Genomic DNA, 16,017 nt, shown 5'->3' on the forward strand with positions numbered 1-16,017 from the left:
AGAAATGAATTGATGTAAGTAGTAAAACACATGAAACAGATAAGTATAAAAGATACCGCAAAAATAATAGACAGGGATTACTTGAAGGATTTGGAAGTATTCTATCGTGATCAGCTTTTAAAAGACACTGTACCATTTTGGTTTCCACGGTCCATTGACCATGAATATGGCGGATATTTGTTCATGCGCGATCAGGATGGGACTTTGATAGATACCGATAAAGCCGTATGGATACAGGGAAGGGCATGCTGGTTGCTGGCCACACTTTACAATACGGTTGAACAGAAAGAGGAATGGCTGGAAGGAGCCCGAATCGGCTATGAATTTTTGAAAGAGCATTGTTTTGACGCTAATGGAAAAATGTATTTTCATGTTGACCGCCTAGGCGATCCTATTCGTATGCGTCGCTATTTCTTTTCGGAGACTTTCGCGGCAATCGCCTTTGCAGCCTATGCAAAAGCGACTGGAGACGAGGAGATAGCAGATGAAGCACGACATCTGTTGGGAATTTGCCTCGCGTATGCAAATGGAGAAAAATTGATCGAACCAAAGTATGAAGCCACAAGGCCAATGAAGGGAATAGGTGTGCCGATGATTATGATCAATACGGCACAGCAGATTCGTGAGACCATTGGGGATCCGCGTTGTGATCGTGTCATCAGTGATTGTATCGCACAGATTGAACGTGATTTTGTTAAGGACGATATTCGCTGCGTGATGGAACAAGTAGGACCTGAAGGTGAAATTGTCGATCATATTGACGGTCGTACACTCAATCCCGGACATGCTATCGAAGGAGCTTGGTTTATCCTACATGAAGCTAGATCCCGGGGAAACGATCCGCATTTGATTGATCTAGGCTGTCGTATGTTGGATTATATGTGGGAACGGGGCTGGGATAAAGAATATGGTGGTATACTCTATTTTCAAGATGTCTATGGAAAGCCAGTACAAGAATATTGGCAAGATATGAAATTTTGGTGGCCGCAGAATGAAACGATTATCGCAACATTACTCGCTTACCTGATGACTGGGAATGAGAAATATAAAAATTGGCATCAGCAGATCAATCAGTATGCCTATGATCATTTTCACGATAAAATCAATGGTGAGTGGTATGGTTACCTCCATCGTGATGGGAAGATTGCCCAAACCGCAAAAGGGAATTTGTTTAAAGGTCCTTTCCATCTCCCTCGCCAAGAATGGTATTGTATGCAAACTTTAAAGGAATTTAATTCTCTTAAGTAGAAGATTATGGAGCACCAAAAGTCCATTACATGTACATTGCTATCCGGTCTGCTGGTTATTCTTATTTTAATCAGTCCTTTATGCTGTCTACCGGATTCAATCAAACCTCCTTTGCTTCCTATGCCCCATGCTGTGAGCTGGAAAACAGGGCGTTATTGTTTACCGGATCTTGTCCATGTGCATATCAAAGGGGAGGTTGAAAATGCTGATAGGCAGATGTTAAGCCTCTTGTTGAAAGATTGGAATGTAACTCAGGATATTTTCGACAACTTCAAGAATAAAAATATCACCATTGTTTGTGATCACCAATTGGTTTTACCTTCGGCATCATTGGAGGCTTATCGGATCGACGTAGATGAACAGGGAATACAGATCGAAGCCAGAACGAGTGCCGGTGTTTTTTATGCCTTACAAACTCTGGGTCAACTCAGAGGCAGTGATGGCAAGTTGCCCTATTGCTCCATTACCGATTATCCTTCCTTTCGCTGGCGCGGTTACTTGGTAGACGTCGGACGAAATTTTCAGTCAATGGATGTGCTAAAAGAGCAGATCGATATCATGGCGCGCTATAAACTGAATATTTTTCACTTTCATTTCACTGAGGATATTGCTTGGCGACTGATCAGCAAAAAATATCCCGGTTTGACCGACTCGACGAATATGGAGCGTTGGAAGGGAAAGTATTATACCGTTGAGGAAATGCAAGAACTAATTCGGTATTGTTGTGATCGGCATATCCAACTTGTACCCGAAATTGATATGCCGGGACATTCAGCAGTATTTCGCCGTTATTTTAAAACTGATATGCAGAGTGATAGCGGCATAGCTATCCTCAAGGAACTGGTTAAGGAATTTGCAAACACTTATCCAGGACTACCTTATCTGCATATTGGGGGGGATGAGGTGAAAATTCATAATCAAGAATTTTTACCGATGATGACAACATGGACGGAGGATTTGGGTCTAAAAACTATTGGTTGGGAACCCGGCGGCAATTTGCAGCCAAACACAATCCGGCAGCTTTGGATGGGTGGCCCAAAAGCTATTACCAATGATTCGCCTTTTGAAGTCATTGATTCAAAGCACTTGTACATCAATCACATGGATCCTTTAGAAACGGTGACGACCTTGTTCTATAGGCAGTTGGGCGGACAGTCTGCAGAAAATGAAAAGTTAATGGGTGCTACGCTATGTTCATGGCCCGATCGCGCGGTGAAGAATGAAAACGATCTATTTCGTCAAAATGGAGTTTACCCCGCTTTATTGACATTTGCGGAGCGCAGCTGGCGAGGGGGAGGGGATTTTGCATGGCGTAGTAATATCAAAACGGATGTGAAAGGATTGGCTGATTTTGTCGAATTTGAAAAGCGTTTACTTACACATAAACAACTGTATTTTAATGGTCTTATCTTTCCCTACCACCAACAAAGTAGGCAAAAATGGATATTATACGGGCCTGTGGAAAATAAAGGCGATCTGGGTATGGCCTTAAAAAATGAAGCTACAGGAGATTTTAACGCTTTGAAAAAGATCGGCGAGTTTTACGGAGGTACCATTGTATTGCGCCATTGGTGGGCTGATGTTGTTAAAGGGGCGATTGACCGTCCACTTGAAAATAGTACCGTGTATGCCCTGAGCAAAGTGTGGAGTGAAAAAGGGGGCAACCAAGGTTTTTGGATCGGTTTTAATGATCTCTCGCGTTCGTATGCCAGTGATTCACCACATTTGGGGACCTGGGACGATCGAATGAGCACACTTTGGGTCAATGGACATAAAGTGCTTCCGCCAGATTGGCAACAGGCGGGTAAAAGGGGAGACCTTGAAATCCCCTTAATTGATGAGGGATACAGTTACCGAAGTCCTACGATGATTCAATTGCGCAAGGGCTGGAATACCATTGTAGTCAAACTGCCCGTGGGGAAATTACAAGGGAAAGACTGGCAAAATCCACTGAAATGGATGTTTACCTGTCTCCCGATTGAAAGGGAGCAGTAAATCGTATATCTAAATGCATGAATGCAGATGAAATTTTTAAAGAAAAGTAACAATAAACTTATATCGATATGAAGAAATTAGGGACAATGGTGGTATTTGCAATGTTAGCCAGTATCTGCCACGCACAGGAAGTGAATGTGTTTGTTTCAGGCGAAGAGGGCTATAAAAGCTATCGTATACCTGCCATTGTAAAGGATAAAAATGGACAGTTAATTGCTTTTGCCGAAGGTCGGGTGGATCATGCTGGCGATTTTGGTAATGTGGATATTGTTTATAAAACCAGTAAGGATAATGGAAAGACCTGGGGGCCATTGCAAGTCGCTGTGGACAACGATAATTTACAGGTGGGAAATCCAGCACCTGTAGTTGATCTATTGGATCCAGCATATCCTCAAGGACGTCTCTTACTTTTTTACAATACGGGGAATAATCATGAGGGAGAAGTGCGCAAAGGGAGTGGCCTGCGGGAATGTTGGTCAATTAGTTCATCCGATGGCGGTAAAACATGGTCCAAGCCACAGAATATTACGCTCGAGACACATCGCCCCAATCAACCGTCAGTAAATGCGCAATATACCTTTAAGGACGATTGGCGAACCTATGCGAATACACCCGGGCATGCTTTACAATTTGATTCTGGTAAGTATAAAGGACGCATTTATATTCCTGCTAACCATTCTGAAGGAAATCCAAAAGAAAATGGCAAGGACTATTTTGCGCATTCGTATTACTCGGACGATCATGGAAAGACCTTCAAGATAGGGGCGAGCGTGAAATTTGAAGGATCAAATGAAACCATGGCCGCGCAAATATCGCATACAGGACTGTATATGAATTCCCGTAATCAACAAGGTAACGTAAAATCGAGGATTGTGTCCTATTCCAGTGATGGTGGTGTCAGTTGGGATACAACCTATTATGATAAAAATCTGGCCGATCCAGTCAACCAGGGCTCGGTACTTTCCTGGCAAAAGAAAGGAAAATATGTATTGGCTGTTTGTAATGCTGCATCAACCCATAGAAGGGACAATCTAACCGTTCGTTTAAGTAAAGATCAGGGCAAAACATGGTATTTCAATCAGGTCGTTGCCAAAGCTCCCGAAGGTGTGAAAGGGGATTATGCTGCTTATTCCGATTTAGTACTTTTAAATAAAAATAAACTCGGTGTTCTATTTGAAAAAGAGAATTACAGCACAATTGTCTTTCTGCCAGTAAATTTTAAATAACCAGGCACATCGTGTTATCGAAATAATACACATTTTCTTTCATTTCTTCCTTTTGGTTAAAACAGGAAGGAAGAAATGAAAGAAAAAAATGAATCTTCGTTTCTAATGCAGCTTGCTCCACAGGCTGTCAAATAACGCTATAACTTAATTAAAACCAATAATCCAAAACTAAATGAGAAAAACCAAATTTTGGCTGGTGTTGAGCCTAATCGCAACTAGCCTGTCTATTTTTGCCTGCAAAAAAGACTCGACAACAACAAAAACTTCGATTCCGGAAGTCAGTAAGGCGAAGGCCTCGACTAAGCTATTCAATGCTACTGCCGTAGCGACAACAGATTACGAACTGATCTGGTCGGATGAGTTTAATAGTAACGGGGGATTTGATTCCACAAAATGGTCTTATGCAGACAGGGGCACTGTCGCATGGAATAAGTATATGACCTCCCTGCCGGCTTATGCATCCCAAGACGGGAGCAATCTTGTATTGCGTATGGATAATGCGGTTGTAGCCGGAGATCCTGTTGCCTATCATGCGGGTGGAGTTAAGTCGATGGGAAAATTTAGTATGACTTATGGTAAAGTTGAAGTGAGGGCTAAGTTTACATAAGGAAGAGGCTCATGGCCTGCGATTTGGATGATGCCCGAACCGGCTACGGCGTATGGAGGCTGGCCAGCCTGTGGTGAAATTGATATTATGGAGCATGTCAACAACGAAAGTGTGATGTATCATACGATCCATAATAGCTCGGTTACTAATGCAAATGGTGGAAGCACCGCTTCAAAAGCGGCCACTTATAATACGACAGATTACAACTTATATACGATGATCTGGAGTCCAAACGACATTCGATTTTACGTCAACAATGTATTGCAATATACCTACGCAAGGGTTTCTGGTGGCGGAACGCAACAATGGCCATTTGACGTACCTTTTTATCTGATTTTAAATCAGGCCGGTGGAGCTGGATGGCCAGGAGCGATCACAAATGCTGACCTGCCCTTTAGTATGCAGGTTGATTATGTACGTGTGTATAAGCTACCTTTATTTAGCAATGGCGATTTCGAAAGTGGTACCATCTATCCATGGACAACATGGGGTGGCGGATCATCGGTCGTTTCCACCGACGCCCGGACAGGAAGCAGATGCATCCGCGAAACGGGCGGGGAGACATCCATTGAACAATACCTGACCGGTTTAACGCCAAATACGACCTATCGGTTCGGTGGCTACGCCAAAGTGTCTACAGCTGGCCAGTCTGTTAGTATCGGCGTCAAAAACTTTGGTGGAACTGCAGTCAATGCGACTATTGGTACGACCAGCTATTCCAATGCTTCGGTTACTTTTACAACTGGCGCCAATAATACTACGGCTACGGTCTATTTCTATAAACCCTTGAGCGGTACTGTGTATGGTGATGATTTCTATTTAGAAAAACTGTAAGACACGTTAGTTGAAAGAGCAGTGGTTTTAGTTCAGCCACAGCTCTTTTAGCGATATTGCGTGATGACGAGGGCATCGGTCCGCATGGAGGATGTCGATATAACTTCATAACTACCTAATGAAAAATTTCAGATAGTGCCGAATAAGGGCCATGAATCGTTGCGGTAGTTAACGGCAGTATCTCCTTATTTCCTTAAAACGAGTGTATGTCCATTTTGATAGAGTGTCATTTTGTTTTCGTTACGTTCAAAGACGATCTTTACACCAAATTGCGGTTGGACCAGCGTGTTTCTATCCTTCGCTTTTAGCTGAAATGAAGATTGACCAACGACCTGTCCAAATACCTTGTTGCCCTCTCTCGTAATATTTATCTGAATAGGAGGTTGCTCGCTTTTATATTCGCCAATGAGACTTGAAATTTCTTCCTCCGTCAATTGTAATTCCGCAAGATCAGGAAGTGGAAAGGGCCTTTTATAAAGTTCGCCCAGACTGAACTTTAAAATTTCATTATTAGTATAATTGTTGGCATTACTAATGATAGCGACATTATAATTGCCATCATCAAAATGGCCAGCGACAGAAGAGTAACCGTCTATACCGCCTGTGTGGCCAAAGCCTACATGTTCATAGAAGGGCAATTGGAATAAGCCGATCCCATAGCCCTGATCTATTTTTTTCATCTCTTCCAGGCTTGCAGCATTGATGATTTTATGGCTAAATAATGCATTGAAAAATCTGGCCAGGTCTGCCGGAGTTGACCACACTGCGCCAGCACCAAGCGGAACTGAGTTGTCCGTGTGTGGTTCAAGGGTCCATTCTTGTGTATACCGATAAGATTCGCTCAGATCACTGCCGTTATTTTGTGGACGGCCAAATGTGGTTTGTTCCAACTTTAGTGGCTGGCAGATATACTCTTTCAATAAAGAAGCATAGTCTTTTTTCCATACTTTTTCCAGAATATAAGTAAGTAGAATGTAGTTTGAATTACTATATACATGCTTGCTGCCGGGGTCAAATTCAACTCTGCCTTTGATGATGCGTGCGACAAGTTCCTGTTCTGTTTGCGGTTTAGTGTTCCATGTCAAATAATCTTTGTCGTCCGTGATGCTGTGAACTCCGCTGCTGTGATTTAACAATTGACGAACAGTAATCTTTTCGGCGTTGGGAATACCCTTAACGTATACGGACAATGTTTGGTTTAATTGGAGTTTTCCAAGTTCAGCTGTTTTTAGAACAAGTGTTGCGGTGAATGTTTTGGAGATCGAGCCTATGCCATAACGGGTATCTATGGTCGCTTTCTTTTTCTGCGCCAGATCGGCATATCCAATTGTCTTTTGATAAAGCAATTGATCACCTTTGCTGATCGCAATACTGCCCATCCAGACGTTATTTTTGTCCATGACGGACATGAGACTATCCATACGAACAGGAGTGAATTCCTGGGCTTTGAGGACGGGGTTTGATAGGGTTCCTACGAGGAACAATAATACGGTGGTTCTTTTCATAATTTATGGGGAATAGATTTTTTGAGTTTCAAAATTAACGTGGAGGAATAGTAAAGTCCACTGATGATAAATAGAAAGGCCGGAATGAAATAATTGCCCAATTGTTCGTAACGTAGGGCTTCTTCGTGCTGTAAAATAAGTTTGCCGAATATGAAAAACTTGTTGGGCGCATAGAAGAATCCGACTCCCTGAGGATCAATAAACTTGGCCACGATGAGAAATACGGCGATGAGCATCAGGGTATAGATGATATAATAAATCATGTTTATGATCCCTTGTGTGAGCATGATAGGTACTCGTAATAAGGATAGGGATTTACGAGGAGATTCTATTGACGGGGCAATGGACGTTGACAAAATCATTTCCTTGATAAAAGTCTCTGGTAACCCGAGTTTATCTAAGATTTCTTGGAGCTGACTAGGCATGGCGTCATGGATTAATTGTGGGGGAAGCTGCTGTTGCAATGCCTCAAATATGTGGCTATTGATTTCACATAAGATATCCTGTCTTTGCTCCAAGGCTAATTTTTTTACAAGAGCAGTCGCTGTTGACATGTAGTCTTGATATAGCTGAGCTGAGGATCTATTTGTAAAGGGTATCTGGTTATAATGCATGCGTCAAAGTGGTTAAATGTTGGTTTAAGCTTGTCCAGTACGTTCTCATCTCTAAGAAAGTACTTTGGCCTTCCTTTGTTATTTTATAATATTTTCTTGGAATCCCAGTTTCCTGAGGCACCCAGTTCGATTCGACCAGGCCTTCGTTTTTTAAACGGATCAATAAGGGGTATAATGTTCCTTCAGCAATATCAATGGCCGTTTTCTTCTTGACCTCCTGGATAAGATCGTAGCCATAGTATTCCTGATCATAGGCAAGAATACCTAATACAACAAAAGAAAGACTTCCTTTTTTTAGCTGTGAAATCCATTTGTCAATAAATTCTTTGTTCATGGAAGTAAATATATAACAAAATACATAGTAATACAATGTATTGTTTTAAATTTTTAATATACCTTTTAATGAAGGAAAGTGTCCTAATTAAAAAAAGAATGGGGAAGTGGATTTGATGTTACTTCGATTGAGTTTTTGCTAAAAAAAAACACTTGAAGTGGGGAACTTCAAGTGTTTAACCTAACCAATTATTAACCTAAATTTATGAAAAGTATACTTTCTCAAGTATAGTAGACTATATTCAATATCTGTGCCATTCTACTTGTTAGTTTTATACTATTTTTCTTTGTGTTATTTTTGTTACGTAATATCACTTGATTTGGTTGATGTTATATCTTATTTGGTAATATTTTTATGTTTTTAAAGATATTAAGTAGTTTGAAAAAGGATTGAGTTAATTTTTGGTAAAATTTCGCCTATTTTATTGGGCAAACTTTCCGCATGTGTATATAAAAGAGAACAGCCCCTGTCCGAAAATAGGGTAATTGTTATTACACAACGTAACACTTGAAGAGTTCTTTCCACTCATCATCAAGATTGCCTCTGTATACATTTTGTTTGGCGCGGCGATACCAATATTCTGCATTCCATTGATCACCTTCTTTGCGGTGTAAATAAGCATGAACATGTGCTGCGTCGGTTCCCCCCAATTGATCGATGAGGCCGTGCGCGGTTTTCCAATTTCCTTTCAGATCATACCAAAGTGACTTTTGTACCGCTGTCCAATGCTGAAGTGGACTTTCAAGTGATTGAAATTCTTCTATTGTCATATTTTTTTATTCAGTTATTTCTTTGCTCCAAATTTCATAAATATCGTCTCCTTTCGAGCTTTTTCCTCTATGCTGCCATCTGCCATCTACAATTTCACCGTCAAAGGCCAGTTCTTGCCCAACTCGATTATTGTCTCTCGAAAAGAATTGTATTTTTTCAGTATACCGATTGTTATCGTATTGATAGTTGCCCCCGCCAGTACCATAGAAACCTTTTTGTGCAGGATTAATCGCTATCCATTGAAAATAGCCATCAACCAATATTTTGATTGTTTTGCGGTCTGCTTTCGGAATATCCTGCATTTTTTCTCCTTGTTGGCGACCAGTGATGCGCCAAAGTGCGTCCAGGTCCTGCGGGACTTTTTTCTGTTTAATATAGAGATGATAGCTATTGGCTATTTTTAGGCGAAGGGAGTCTGCTTCACTCCGATATGGCAATTGAGTTGTTTTGCCGATGGCAGATGAATCCTGTGAATTATACTCGATGGCGATATTGATCAGATTAGGCTGTTTATCAAGTGGCCCACCCCAGGTATGTTGAAAACGTTTTCTGACATCATCGTAACTTATAAACGAGATATAATGATCTTTAACGAGCATTAAGTGTTTATTGATGCCATCCTGGTATAGATAGGCTCCGTCGTGAAGTTGCTGTGCCTGGATTTTAGAAAAATAAATTCCAAAAAATAGGAAGAATAGTAAGGTACAATTTTTCATAACGGGTCTAAACTTGTTTCCTCTAAAGATACAAAATAAAACAGCGATACGAATGACGGACATTGGATTTAATCGAATCAAAAAAAGCTGACCAGTCGCCGCAGCGCCGCCAAAAAATGTTAAGCACTTTTATGAGGGGCAGTCCGGCGAACGGTCAGCTTTTCGATAGGATGTTACAACTATCTATTTGAACTTACTCGCCAATGCAGCGAGCTTGCTGGCCATATCCGTTTGTGGCTCGGCCTGCTTTTTAGGTTCATTTTTTTTGTTTTTGGGTAGCGCAGGCTTTTCATCTGTTTTCATTGACAATGCGATACGACTACGCTTTTCGTCTACTTCTGTTACTGTTACCATGACGTGTTGCTGTACTTTGACGACTTCATGGGGGTCCGATATATAGCGATTCGATAATTGGCTTAGATGTACCAAGCCATCTTGATGTACGCCAATATCAACAAAGGCTCCGAAATTTGTAATATTCGTCACGATTCCTGGCAGCTTCATGCCCACTTTTAAATCCCCAATGGTATTGACGCCATCTGTGAATGAGAATGCTTCGAACTTTTCCCTTGGATCTAATCCGGGTTTCGCTAATTCATTGAGAATATCATTCAATGTCGGTAATCCAACTTCCTCTGAGATATAGTTTTTCAAAGGGATCGATTTTCGCAAGTCAGCGTCAGTCAATAGATCTTCTACTTTTTTGCCAAGGTCTTTGGCCATTTGTTCGACCAATGCATAACGCTCGGGGTGTACCGCCGACGAATCCAGTGGGTTTGCGGCATGGCGGATGCGTAGAAAGCCTGCAGCTTGTTCAAAGACTTTATCGCCAAGGCGAGGAACTTTTTTCAGTTCGCGCCTGGAGGCAAAAGGACCGTTCTCATTCCGGTATTTGATGATCTGTTGTGCCAGGGATGGACCAAGACCGGAAACGTAGGATAAAATTTGTTTGGAGGCCGTATTCAATTCGACACCGACAGCATTTACGCAACTGATGACCGTATCATCCAATGAAGTCTGGAGTTTATTTTGATCTACATCATGCTGATATTGTCCGACACCGATCGATTTTGGATCAATCTTAACCAGTTCAGCCAATGGGTCCATCAACCGTCTACCAATAGATACTGCGCCGCGTACCGTAACATCTTGATCTGGAAATTCTTCACGGGCAGTTTCGGAAGCCGAATAAATAGAGGCTCCACTTTCATTGACCATTACGATGGTAACGTTATTTAATCCGAGTCTCCGTACAAATTCTTCCGTTTCACGACCTGCGGTCCCATTGCCGATTGCGATGGCTTGGATATCATATTTTGATACTAGATACTGAATTGTTTTTTTTGCTTCTGCAAGTCCATTGACTCCTGTATGCGGAAAGATGGCCGTATTTTCTTTAAGCTGTCCCTGTTCGTCCAGAACAACCGTTTTACAGCCTGTACGAAATCCTGGGTCGATCGCGAGCAGCCTTTTCTGCCCTAGTGGAGCGGCTAGAAGTAGTTGACGCACATTGTCGGCAAAAACTTTGATGGCTTCCTCATCGGCTTTTTGACGTGTCAATACACGAATTTCCGTCTCCATAGAAGGTTTTAACAGCCGCTTGTAGCTATCGACCAAGGCGAGTTTTACCTGAGCTGCGGCATCGTTGGAACCCTTAATATAGATGGATTCGATACCTGGTAGAATTTCTTCTTCATTGATATCAATATCTAAATAGAGTAATTCCTCTTTTTCTCCGCGGCGCATGGCTAGCACACGATGTGAAGGTGCATTTTTCAACGGTTCAGACCATTCGTAATAATCTTTATACTTTAGTGCAGCTTCTTCCTTTCCAGGAACTACCCGTGAAACAAATGTGCTTTTTTCGAGGAATATCGCTCTCGCTTTGGCTCTCACTGTCGCATCTTCCGCAATGATCTCTGCGATGATATCGCGGGCACCTGCTAGTGCCTCCTCTGTATTCTTAACGCCTTTTTCTTCATTTATTAAACTGTCGGCAAGGGGGAGGAAATCTCCTATTTCTTGTGCTAAAATGAGATCCGCTAAAGGTTGCAGACCTTTTTCACGTGCCACACCGGCGCGAGTTTTACGCTTGGGTTTGTAAGGCAAATAGATATCTTCGAGACTGGCCATGGTTTCGGCACCCAAAAGCTGCTGCTCAAGCTCCGGTGTCAATTTTCCCTGATCGTTGATCGATTTAAGAACAGCTTCTTTACGTTTATCTAAATCACGCAGCTGCTGGAAACGATCTCTGATCGTGGTGATTTGAACTTCGTCCAAACTACCCGTCATTTCCTTACGGTAGCGTGAGATAAACGGAACAGTAGCACCTTCGTCTAATAGTGCTATAGTCGTGCGAACTTGTTTTTCGCTAATAGAAAGCTCATTAGCAATGGTAATTTCGTGTGTTGATAAGCTCATTGTCGGTTTAATCTTAAAAAGTAGAGCTGTTGAATGGTGATTCAACAGCTCTAAGTATATCTAATTATAAACTAAAGTAGTAAAATTAAGCAGGTTTACTGGTATTGTCCTGCTCAGGAACTTTTTTATCTTCTACCTCGTTGTTTTTCGTTTCAGCAAAATGATCGTTATACCCGTACGTGATGTGAGATGGCTCTTCGCCGTAATCGGGTTGTTTATGTGGGTTATGTTCGACGACACCGGCAGGTGTTGTGAATTCATATTTTTTCTTTGGTTGATCTGTTTCTGAACCTTCGACGGCTTCCTGGGGCTTAGCCCCTTCTTCGTGTGCTGCTTGAGCCTGCTCTTCAGCCAAACGAACATCATTAGGAACAACTTCTTCTTTTACTTCTGTTTTAACGTCTATGTCTTTCTCGAAATTATTGATCTGATCTGAAATTTCACGTTTGATACCTTCTGATGCATCTTTGAACTCACGTATTCCTCTTCCTAAACCTCTCGCCAATTCAGGAAGTTTTTTGCCTCCAAAAAGTAACAAGATTGCAAACACAATTAAGATCATCTCTTGTGTTCCGATGTTTAGAAATGCTATTACTGGATTGTACATACTCTTTTTCCTCTTCTTTTGATTACTAACTAGATGCTAAGGTACATTTATATTTCTATAGTTCTTAGACCCAAAAGTAAATTTAAGATAATTTTAAGGTATTTGAAACATAAAAATTACTTAACAAAGTGCGGTTATTTGATGGGTGTAAATTGTTATATTTTTGCTAAATATTTTTTAATATGACGATAGGGCGGAAATATCTTCGTATTTTTGTGGCTATTTTTTGGGGAAATCGATTATGTTGGGAAAATTTAAAACATTTAAACCGTATTACAAAAGTACGATGGTATTGGCGGGGCCAGTGGTGATCTCACAATTGGGACATACGCTGGTGCATACCGCAGATAGTGTGATTGTTGGACATTTTGCAGGAACCATTCCATTGGCGGCAGTTTCGTTGGTACATGCTGTTTTTATGGTTGTTATGGTCATTGGTTTGGGGATAGCGTATGGCATCACGCCATTGATTGCGCAAGAGAATGGCCGTGATAATAAAAAAGAATGTGCTATTTTGTTGTCTAATAGCTTTTGGTTAAATATTATTGCGGGACTCTTGTTATTCGCATTGGTCTATTTTGGTTCAATGTTGGCGATCGATCACCTCAACCAAGATCCGGCTGTGGTGAAGGAGGCAAAGCCTTATTTGCTTATTCTGAGTTTATCGATGCTTCCATTAATGGTATTTAGCACCTTTAAGCAATTTGCTGAAGGCCTGGGGTTTACTAAGCAAGCGATGAATGTAACTATTTGGGGGAATGTACTGAACATTATTTTGGCGATCATCTTTGTCAAAGGGATGTTTGGCATCAGCCCAATGGGGGTCAAGGGAGTCGGATACAGTACATTGATCGACCGTGTGTTAATGATGTCTGTGATGATGACCTATGTCTTGCGATCGCAGAAATTTAAAGGATATATTCAATACTTTAAAGTGACATTGGTCGATCGGGAGCGATTGTTGAAGATCGTACGGATCGGGGCACCCGTGGCTATGCAATATGTCTTTGAAATTGGGGCTTTTGCAGGGGCATCCTTATTAGCGGGTACCATAAGTGCGACAGCGCAAGCTTCTCATCAAGTAGCCATACAGCTGGCCGCGATGACGTATATGATGGCGAGTGGTATTGCTGCTGCTGCAACAATCAAGGTGGGGAATAGTTATGGTAATCGAAATCTTTTTCGTCTCGAACGATTTGCCATCACGTCGTATCAATTGGTGTTGATTTTTATGGTGATTACAGCGTCTTTGTTCGCGCTATTGAATGATTATTTGCCTTATATCTTTACCTCAGATCATGCTGTGGTGATTATTGCTTCTCAGCTGTTGATTATTGCGGGCCTTTTCCAATTGTTTGATGGTACGCAAGTTGTCGGTCTGGGAGTGTTACGTGGGATGGGGGATGTGAATATACCAACCCTAATCACATTTATCGCTTATTGGATTATTGGGCTACCAAGCGGCTACCTCATGGGCGTCGTGTTTAACTGGGGTATCAAGGGGATTTGGTACGGGTTAACGCTGGGCCTGCTAAGCTCTTCGCTTTTACTGTACCTGCGGTTTCAATTGGTGATTAAGAAGAAAAAAATACAGTTCGAACAAAGTATGTTTAAGTAACAAAAAGTATATACTAAATAACAAAAAACGGCTCTGTTAAGAGCCGTTTTTTTATTCTGATTGCTAGATTACTCTATTGCTATCCCAGTTTTCCAGGTAGTCGGCCACACGTTTTAAGAAAGTACCTCCGAGGGCACCATCGATTGCACGGTGATCGTAAGAGAGTGACAGATACATCATATGTCTAATACCAATCATATCGCCATACTCTGTTTCTATGACCGCTGGTTTTTTCGTAATGGTACCGACAGCCAAGATTGCAGCTTGCGGTTGGTTAATGATAGGCGTTCCCATAATATTACCGAAAGCGCCGATATTGGTGAATGTAAATGTACCATCTTGGGTATCGTCAGGCTTCAATTTATTCGCCCGTGACCGTTGTGCGAGGTCGTTGACACTTTTACTCAACCCTACTAAGCTTAATTGATCAGCATTTTTGATGACCGGAACGATGAGATTGCCATTAGGCAATGCTGCAGCCATACCAATATTGATGTTTTTCTTCTTGATGATATTGTAACCGTCGATCGATATATTGACCAATGGAAAATCTTTGAGAGCCTTGCTAATAGCCTCGATAAACAAAGGGGTAAACGTGATGTTTTCTCCTTCGCGTTTTTTATAGGCATCTTTAACTTTATTGCGCCACAAAACTAAATTGGTGACATCTGCCTCAACAAAAGAACATACATGGGGAGAGGTCTGTACGCTTTTGACCATATGGTCTGCTATTAATCTCCGCATACGGTCCATTTCAATGATTTCATCACTGCCATTGGCAACGGTGTGAACATGCGACGGAGCGGCGGAGGTTATTTTTGGAGAATCCGTACCCATGCCCGTGCTAGTATTCGTGTGCTCTGCCGGAATGGCTTTTGTCGATTTTGAGGAGGAATCCCGATGCGATACATACGTTAAAATATCTTCCTTAGTCACTCTTCCCTCTGCTCCGGTACCCTGGATACGGTCAAGTTCATCCTGGGACAATCCTTCGTGGCGTGCTATATTTTTCACTAAAGGTGAATAAAAGCGAAGGGTATTTTCGTATGAAGAAGATGGAATTTCAGCTGTTAAATTGGGCAGCTGGTCTACACCTGGGATGTTCAATGCTATGATCTCTTCGGGAGTTGCCGCTGAAGGAGCGATATTTTCTTGTGCTTGAATCGCAGGTTCTTCATTTTCGCCTTCAATTTCTATAATTGCAACGACTTCACCAACTTGGACAGTCTGGTCTACAGTATAGCAATGCTCTTTTAAAACACCTTTTACAGGGGAAGGTACCTCTGAATCAACTTTGTCAGTTGCAATTTCCAATAAAGTGTCATCTTCCTCAATCAGGTCACCAGGTTGTTTTAACCATTTTGTGATTGTTGCCTCGGATACACTTTCTCCCATTTTTGGGAGCAAGAGTTTATATAAAGCCATATTTTTTAGCAATCTCGTTATAGAAAAACGAAGTTAAATAAATTGTGGTTTACTTTCAACAATTTAAAATATTATTCCTTAAATAACGTGTTTTTT

Annotated in this window: 14 protein-coding genes and 1 pseudogene; 7 read left to right on the plus strand and 8 right to left on the minus strand. The window is 41.6% G+C overall.

From position 1 onward, the window contains the following. Window positions 1–30 precede the first annotated feature (30 nt). From B2O97_RS04400 to B2O97_RS04425, 6 genes and pseudogenes are all read left to right on the plus strand, one after another. Complete coding sequence (locus B2O97_RS04400; protein WP_083295890.1) at window positions 31–1,248, plus strand: AGE family epimerase/isomerase; 1,218 nt, start codon at window positions 31–33, stop codon at window positions 1,246–1,248. A 6-nt stretch (window positions 1,249–1,254) separates the two neighbouring features. After that, on the plus strand, window positions 1,255–3,243 hold the full coding sequence (locus B2O97_RS04405; RefSeq protein WP_286767021.1) for a family 20 glycosylhydrolase: 1,989 nt from the start codon (window positions 1,255–1,257) through the stop codon (window positions 3,241–3,243). A gap of 68 nt (window positions 3,244–3,311) precedes the next feature. Continuing rightward, window positions 3,312–4,469: a sialidase family protein gene (locus B2O97_RS04410; RefSeq protein WP_286767022.1), complete on the plus strand. Its 1,158-nt coding sequence runs from the start codon at window positions 3,312–3,314 to the stop codon at window positions 4,467–4,469. Between the two features lie 172 nt (window positions 4,470–4,641). Further along, complete coding sequence (locus tag B2O97_RS04415) at window positions 4,642–5,076, plus strand: hypothetical protein (RefSeq protein ID WP_286767023.1); 435 nt, start codon at window positions 4,642–4,644, stop codon at window positions 5,074–5,076. Between the two features lie 15 nt (window positions 5,077–5,091). Next, a pseudogene (locus B2O97_RS04420) lies at window positions 5,092–5,424 on the plus strand (glycoside hydrolase family 16 protein); the annotation flags it as partial. 51 nt (window positions 5,425–5,475) lie between these two features. Then, window positions 5,476–5,910, plus strand: a complete 435-nt coding sequence (locus B2O97_RS04425; protein ID WP_286767055.1) for a carbohydrate binding domain-containing protein — start codon at window positions 5,476–5,478, stop codon at window positions 5,908–5,910. Between the two features lie 185 nt (window positions 5,911–6,095). Here B2O97_RS04425 and B2O97_RS04430 read toward each other — a convergent pair whose 3' ends face one another. From B2O97_RS04430 to B2O97_RS04460, 7 genes are all read right to left on the minus strand, one after another. Next, window positions 6,096–7,415: a serine hydrolase domain-containing protein gene (locus B2O97_RS04430; protein ID WP_070564868.1), complete on the minus strand. Its 1,320-nt coding sequence runs from the start codon at window positions 7,413–7,415 to the stop codon at window positions 6,096–6,098. After that, on the minus strand, window positions 7,412–7,969 hold the full coding sequence (locus B2O97_RS04435; RefSeq protein WP_147282057.1) for a hypothetical protein: 558 nt from the start codon (window positions 7,967–7,969) through the stop codon (window positions 7,412–7,414). The genes B2O97_RS04430 and B2O97_RS04435 overlap by 4 nt, the downstream gene beginning before the upstream one ends. A gap of 49 nt (window positions 7,970–8,018) precedes the next feature. Next, entirely contained in the window at window positions 8,019–8,363 is a 345-nt protein-coding gene (locus B2O97_RS04440; RefSeq protein ID WP_070564875.1) for a PadR family transcriptional regulator, read from the minus strand. 491 nt (window positions 8,364–8,854) lie between these two features. Then, complete coding sequence (locus tag B2O97_RS04445) at window positions 8,855–9,133, minus strand: hypothetical protein (RefSeq protein ID WP_115049681.1); 279 nt, start codon at window positions 9,131–9,133, stop codon at window positions 8,855–8,857. A gap of 6 nt (window positions 9,134–9,139) precedes the next feature. After that, window positions 9,140–9,850, minus strand: coding sequence for a hypothetical protein (locus B2O97_RS04450; RefSeq protein WP_070564880.1), 711 nt, complete (start codon window positions 9,848–9,850; stop codon window positions 9,140–9,142). A 183-nt stretch (window positions 9,851–10,033) separates the two neighbouring features. Continuing rightward, window positions 10,034–12,271, minus strand: a complete 2,238-nt coding sequence (locus B2O97_RS04455) for a Tex family protein (protein WP_070564883.1) — start codon at window positions 12,269–12,271, stop codon at window positions 10,034–10,036. 85 nt (window positions 12,272–12,356) lie between these two features. Next, entirely contained in the window at window positions 12,357–12,878 is a 522-nt protein-coding gene (locus B2O97_RS04460; RefSeq protein ID WP_070564886.1) for a Sec-independent protein translocase subunit TatA/TatB, read from the minus strand. A gap of 241 nt (window positions 12,879–13,119) precedes the next feature. Here B2O97_RS04460 and B2O97_RS04465 point away from each other — a divergent pair, with 241 nt between their 5' ends. Further along, window positions 13,120–14,496, plus strand: a complete 1,377-nt coding sequence (locus B2O97_RS04465) for an MATE family efflux transporter (RefSeq protein WP_070564888.1) — start codon at window positions 13,120–13,122, stop codon at window positions 14,494–14,496. 63 nt (window positions 14,497–14,559) lie between these two features. Here the strand turns inward: B2O97_RS04465 and B2O97_RS04470 are convergent, their stop codons facing one another. Continuing rightward, window positions 14,560–15,921, minus strand: coding sequence for a dihydrolipoamide acetyltransferase family protein (locus B2O97_RS04470; RefSeq protein ID WP_070564890.1), 1,362 nt, complete (start codon window positions 15,919–15,921; stop codon window positions 14,560–14,562). Window positions 15,922–16,017: the final 96 nt, after the last annotated feature.

Origin of the sequence: Sphingobacterium sp. UBA865 (assembly GCF_002295765.1) — a bacterium.
Classification (GTDB): Bacteria; Bacteroidota; Bacteroidia; order Sphingobacteriales; family Sphingobacteriaceae; genus Sphingobacterium; species Sphingobacterium multivorum.

Excerpts from the sequence above, each read along its gene's own strand:
- B2O97_RS04400 (WP_083295890.1), top strand. The coding sequence starts at position 31 with ATGAAACAGATAAGTATAAAAGATACCGCAAAAATAATAGACAGGGAT.
- B2O97_RS04405 (WP_286767021.1), top strand. The coding sequence starts at position 1,255 with ATGGAGCACCAAAAGTCCATTACATGTACATTGCTATCCGGTCTGCTG.
- B2O97_RS04410 (WP_286767022.1), top strand. The coding sequence starts at position 3,312 with ATGAAGAAATTAGGGACAATGGTGGTATTTGCAATGTTAGCCAGTATC.
- B2O97_RS04415 (WP_286767023.1), top strand. The coding sequence starts at position 4,642 with ATGAGAAAAACCAAATTTTGGCTGGTGTTGAGCCTAATCGCAACTAGC.
- B2O97_RS04425 (WP_286767055.1), top strand. The coding sequence starts at position 5,476 with ATGCAGGTTGATTATGTACGTGTGTATAAGCTACCTTTATTTAGCAAT.
- B2O97_RS04430 (WP_070564868.1), bottom strand. The coding sequence starts at position 7,415 with ATGAAAAGAACCACCGTATTATTGTTCCTCGTAGGAACCCTATCAAAC.
- B2O97_RS04435 (WP_147282057.1), bottom strand. The coding sequence starts at position 7,969 with ATGTCAACAGCGACTGCTCTTGTAAAAAAATTAGCCTTGGAGCAAAGA.
- B2O97_RS04440 (WP_070564875.1), bottom strand. The coding sequence starts at position 8,363 with ATGAACAAAGAATTTATTGACAAATGGATTTCACAGCTAAAAAAAGGA.
- B2O97_RS04445 (WP_115049681.1), bottom strand. The coding sequence starts at position 9,133 with ATGACAATAGAAGAATTTCAATCACTTGAAAGTCCACTTCAGCATTGG.
- B2O97_RS04450 (WP_070564880.1), bottom strand. The coding sequence starts at position 9,850 with ATGAAAAATTGTACCTTACTATTCTTCCTATTTTTTGGAATTTATTTT.
- B2O97_RS04455 (WP_070564883.1), bottom strand. The coding sequence starts at position 12,271 with ATGAGCTTATCAACACACGAAATTACCATTGCTAATGAGCTTTCTATT.
- B2O97_RS04460 (WP_070564886.1), bottom strand. The coding sequence starts at position 12,878 with ATGTACAATCCAGTAATAGCATTTCTAAACATCGGAACACAAGAGATG.
- B2O97_RS04465 (WP_070564888.1), top strand. The coding sequence starts at position 13,120 with ATGTTGGGAAAATTTAAAACATTTAAACCGTATTACAAAAGTACGATG.
- B2O97_RS04470 (WP_070564890.1), bottom strand. The coding sequence starts at position 15,921 with ATGGCTTTATATAAACTCTTGCTCCCAAAAATGGGAGAAAGTGTATCC.